General features: G+C 72.5%; 3 protein-coding genes. All 3 read right to left on the reverse strand.

Translation table 11 applies throughout. The features are described 5' to 3' along the window. The coding region (gene cobN / locus A8W25_RS22745) for a cobaltochelatase subunit CobN (protein WP_067164453.1) at positions 1–3,057 on the reverse strand (3,057 nt) is incomplete at its 3' end. Beyond that, positions 3,054–4,586, reverse strand: coding sequence for a cobyric acid synthase (locus A8W25_RS22750; protein WP_067156896.1), 1,533 nt, complete (start codon positions 4,584–4,586; stop codon positions 3,054–3,056). The genes A8W25_RS22750 and cobN, both read right to left, overlap by 4 nt. Beyond that, positions 4,583–4,815 (reverse strand): cobalamin biosynthesis protein (locus A8W25_RS22755; RefSeq protein ID WP_199831812.1); only part of this gene is annotated, 233 nt, incomplete at its 5' end. The genes A8W25_RS22755 and A8W25_RS22750, both read right to left, overlap by 4 nt.

Genomic DNA, 4,815 nt, shown 5'->3' on the forward strand with positions numbered 1-4,815 from the left:
CCCGTACGCGTAGCCGCCCCACACCGCGTACACCTCGGCGAGGTCGGCGTCGCTGCGCCAGTTGCGCGCGTCGATCAGGGGGAGCAGGCCCGCCCCGTACGCCCCCGGCTTGGAGCCGAAGATACGGGCCGTGGCCCGGCGGCGGTCGCCGTGCTCTGCGGTGTCCTCGTCGGCGTGCGCCCGCACGTAGTTGGACTCGGCCGGCTCGTCCAGCTCCGCCACCGTCCGCACCGCGTCGTCGATCAGCGCGACCACGTGCGGGAACGCGTCCCGGAAGAAGCCGGAGATACGGACCGTCACATCGATGCGGGGACGGCCCAGCTCAGCGACCGGGACCACCTCGAAGCCGGTGACGCGGCGGGACGCCTCGTCCCACACCGGGCGGCAGCCGAGCAGCGCCAGGATCTCCGCGATGTCGTCGCCCTGGGTGCGCATCGCGGAGGTGCCCCACACGGTGAGGCCCACCGACTTCGGGTACGCGCCGGTGTCCGTGAGGTAGCGGGCCACCAGCGAGTCGGCGAGCGCCTGGCCGACCTCCCAGGACAGCCGCGAGGGGATGGCCTTGGGGTCGACCGAGTAGAAGTTGCGGCCGGTCGGCAGGACGTTGACCAGGCCCCGGGTGGGGGAGCCGGACGGGCCCGCCGGGACGTAGCCGCCGTCGAGCGCCCGCAGGATGTGGGTGATCTCGTCCGTCGTGCGGGCCAGGCGCGGCACCACCTCGCGGCAGGCGAACTCCAGGACCGCCACCGCGTCCGGCAGCTCCGTGCCCAGCACCTCGCCGACCAGCGGGCCGCACGCGGACACCGACCAGGCGCGCTCCTCCATGCCCTCCGCCAGACGGCGGCACAGCTGCTCCAGGAGGTCGATCGCGTCGGCCGCCGTACGAGCGGGGCCCTCGACCAGGTCCGTGAGCTCCACCGGCACCTTCACCGGCGTACCCGGCTCGGCGAGCAGCTCCTTCTCCACCAGGCCGAAGTGCTCGGCCAGCGAGGCGCGCAGACCCGGCAGCGCGTTGGCCTGGCCGCCCCACACCTGGGAGGCGCGCAGCACCGCGAGCACCAGGTTGACCCGGGGCTCGGCCTCGGGGCCACCGCCCAGGATGTGGAGGCCGTCGCGGATCTGGACGTCCTTGATCTCGCACAGATAGCCGTCGATGTGCATGACGAACTCGTCGAAGTCGCCGTCGTCCGGCTGCTCGGCGACGTGCAGGTCGTGGTGGAGCTCGGCGGCCTTCACCAGGGTCCAGATCTGGGCCCGCACCGCCGGGGCCTTCGTCGGGTCGAGATCGCTCACCAGGGCGTACTCGTCGAGGAGTTGCTCCAGTTTGGCCAGGTCGCCGTAGGTGTCGGCGCGGGCCATCGGCGGGACCAGATGGTCCACGACCGTGGCGTGGCCGCGCCGCTTGGCCTGGGTGCCCTCGCCCGGGTCGTTGACGATGAACGGGTAGACCAGCGGCAGATCGCCCAGGACCGCGTCCGGACCGCAGCCCGACGACAGGCCGAGGCCTTTGCCGGGCAGCCACTCCATGGTGCCGTGCTTGCCCATGTGGACGATGGCGTCGGCGCCGAACGAGTTCTCCAGCCAGCGGTACGCCGCCATGTAGTGGTGCGAGGGCGGCATGTCCGGGTCGTGGTAGATCGCGATGGGGTTCTCGCCGAAGCCGCGCGGCGGCTGGATCATCACGACGACGTTGCCGAACTGGAGGGAGGCGAGAACGATCTCGTCGCCGTCCACGTACAACTGGCCCGGCGGCTCGCCCCAGTGCTCCAGCATGCCGTCGCGCAGCTCCGGGTCCAGTTTCTCGAACCAGGCGCGGTAGTCCGCGAGCGGCACGCGCGCGGGGGCGGCCGCCAGCTGCTCCTCGGTGAGCCACTCCACGTCGTGGCCGCCCGCGTTGATCAGCCGGTGGATCAGCTCGTCGCCGTTGTCCGGGTGGCCCTCCACCAGGTAGCCGGCGTCCCGCAGCGCGTCCAGGACGCGCACGGCGGAGGCGGGCGTGTCCAGACCCACCGCGTTGCCCACGCGCGAGTGCTTGGTCGGGTAGGCGGTGAAGACGAGCGCCAGCTTCTTCTCGGCGTTCGGCTTGTGCTTCAGGCGCGCGTGGCGCACCGCGATCCCCGCGACCCGGGAGGCCCGCTCGGGGTCGGCGACATAGACCGGGACGTCGTCCGGGCCCTGCTCCTTGAAGGAGAACGGGACGGTGATCAGCCGGCCGTCGAACTCGGGGATGGCGACCTGCATCGCCGCGTCCATGGGGGAGAGCGCCGCGTCCGAGGCCTCCCACGCCGCCTTGGACGAGGTGAGGCAGAGCCCTTGCAGCACCGGCACGTTCAGATCGGCCAGGGCGCCGATGTCCCATGCCTCCTCGTCGCCGCCCGCGCTCGCCTGCGAGGCGGTGGTGCCGCCCGCCGCCAGGACGGTGGCGATCAGCGTGTCCGCCCGGCCCAGCGTCTCGTAGAGCGCCGCGTCGGCGCCGCGCAGCGAACCCACGTACACCGCGAGGGCGTTGGCGCCCTGGGCCTCGATGCGGTCGCAGAGCACGTCCACGAACGAGGTGTTGCCGGAGAGCTGGTGGGCGCGGTAGAAGAGCACGCCCACCGTGGGGCGGCCCTCCACGTACGCGCGCGTGCCGTGCACGCCCCACTCGGGCATCTTCTCCGGCTCGGCGAAGCCCACGCCCGTCAGCAGCACGGTGTCGGAGAGGAAGCGGGAGAGCTCCACGAGGTTGCCGGGGCCGCCCTCGACCAGATAGCGCAGGGCCTCGGCGACCACACCGGCCGGGACCGACGACTCGGCCATCAGCTCCGCGTCCGGCACGGACTCGCCGCCGAGCAGCACGGTCGGGATGCCGGACGCCTTCAGCGCGGCCAGCCCGTCCTCCCAGGCGCGCTTGCCGCCGAGCAGGCGCACGACGGCCACCGACGCGCCCTCGATCAGCGCGGGCAGCTCCTCGGCCACGTCGATACGGGTCGGGTTGCCGATCCGGAAGGGCGCCCCGGAGGCCCGGGCCGCCAGCAGATCCGTGTCGGCGGTCGACAACAACAGCACAGTGCTCATGCGGGTGCTCCAGGTGCGATGAAGGGAAGTCCTGCGGGCGCGCCCTGCTCGATGAGCCGCATGAGCGCGTCCGTGTCCGCGTGTTCTTCGATGAGGTCGCCGAGGCGGTCCAGCTGCTCTTCGCGCAGCACGCCGAACGACGTGTCAGGGGCGGGGACGAAACGCCGGCCGGCGGCGCTCGCGACCCGCTCCAGGAACCGTCGCCTGAATCCGTCGCTCTCAAGTGCCCCGTGCCAGTGCGTGCCCCAGACCGCACCGACCCGGCATCCGTCCAAGCTGTGTCCATCGTCATCAGAGATGAACCGATCCCCGCCCAGCACTTCGGCGACGCCGTGGTGGATCTCGTATCCCTCCACGCGCTCGCCCAGCGCCTCGCCGGTCGGCCGTGCAAGTGTCTTCTCGGCCGCGAACCGCACCCGCACGGGCAGCAGTCCGAGACCCGTCACGGAACCCGCCCGTGACTCGACCTCGTCATCGATGTGCTCTCCGAGCACCTGGAACCCGCCGCAGATCCCCAGCACCGGACGCCCCTCGGCCGCCCTGCGCGCCAGCTCCCGCGCCAGCCCCCGTTCCCTCAGCCATTCCAACGCCCGGACCGTGCCCCGGGTTCCCGGCACGACCACCAGATCCGCGTCGGCCAGCTCCTCGGGCCGGTCCACGAACCGTACGACCACGCCCGGTTCGGCGGCGAGCGCGTCCACGTCGGTGAAGTTGGACATCAGCGGGACCGCGCACACCGCGACCCGCAGTACGTCCTCGCCGACCGGCGGCGCCACCACGGACTCGCGCACCGCGCCGCGCAGGGAGACCCGCAGGCCGTCCTCCTCGTCGATGCCCAGCCCGTGCGCGAACGGCAGGATCCCGTACGTGTGGCGTCCGGTGAGCCCGCGCAGCATGTCGATGCCGGGTTCGAGCAGCGAGACGTCGCCGCGGAACTTGTTGACGATGTACCCGGCGACCAGCGCCTGGTCCTCGGGGCTCAGCAGCGCCGTCGTACCGAAGAACGAGGCGAACACCCCGCCCCGGTCGATGTCGCCGACCACGACCACCGGGAGCCTCGCGGCGCGCGCGATGCCCATGTTGACGATGTCGGTGCGCCGCAGGTTGATCTCGGCCGGACTGCCCGCCCCCTCGCAGATCACGGCGTCATATGTGCCCCGCAGCCGCTCCAGACAGTCCACGACGGTGCCGAGAAGCGCCTCCTGGCGCCCGCCGTGGTAGCCGCTGGCGCTCAGTTCGCCCACCGGCCGGCCCATCAGTACGACCTGGCTCGACCGGTCGCTCCCCGGCTTGAGCAGCACGGGGTTCATCAGAGCGGACGGCTCGACGCGCGCCGCCTGCGCCTGCATCGCCTGCGCGCGCCCGATCTCGGCGCCCTCGCGCGTGACGAACGAGTTGAGGGACATGTTCTGTCCCTTGAAGGGCGCGACCTTCACGCCCTGGCGCACCAGCCACCGGCAGATCCCGGCGGTGACGACGCTCTTCCCGGCGTCCGACGTGGTGCCCGCGACCAGCAGTCCGCCGCTCATGTCCGTACCTTCCTCACCGCGATCGCCACCCCGAGCGCCAGCCAGCCCACCCGGCGCGACAGCCGCACCGCCCGCTCGATGTCCACCACCTCCACCGCCCGGCCGCCCCCGTTCAGCACGGGCCGGTGCTCGACACGGCCGCCGTACGAGAGGGTGCCGCCCAGCCGTACGCCGAGCGCGCCCGCGAACGACGCCTCGACGGGACCGGCGTTGGGGCTCGGGTGCTGGG

This window comes from Streptomyces sp. ERV7, from assembly GCF_001653515.1.
Taxonomy (GTDB): Bacteria; Actinomycetota; Actinomycetes; order Streptomycetales; family Streptomycetaceae; genus Streptomyces.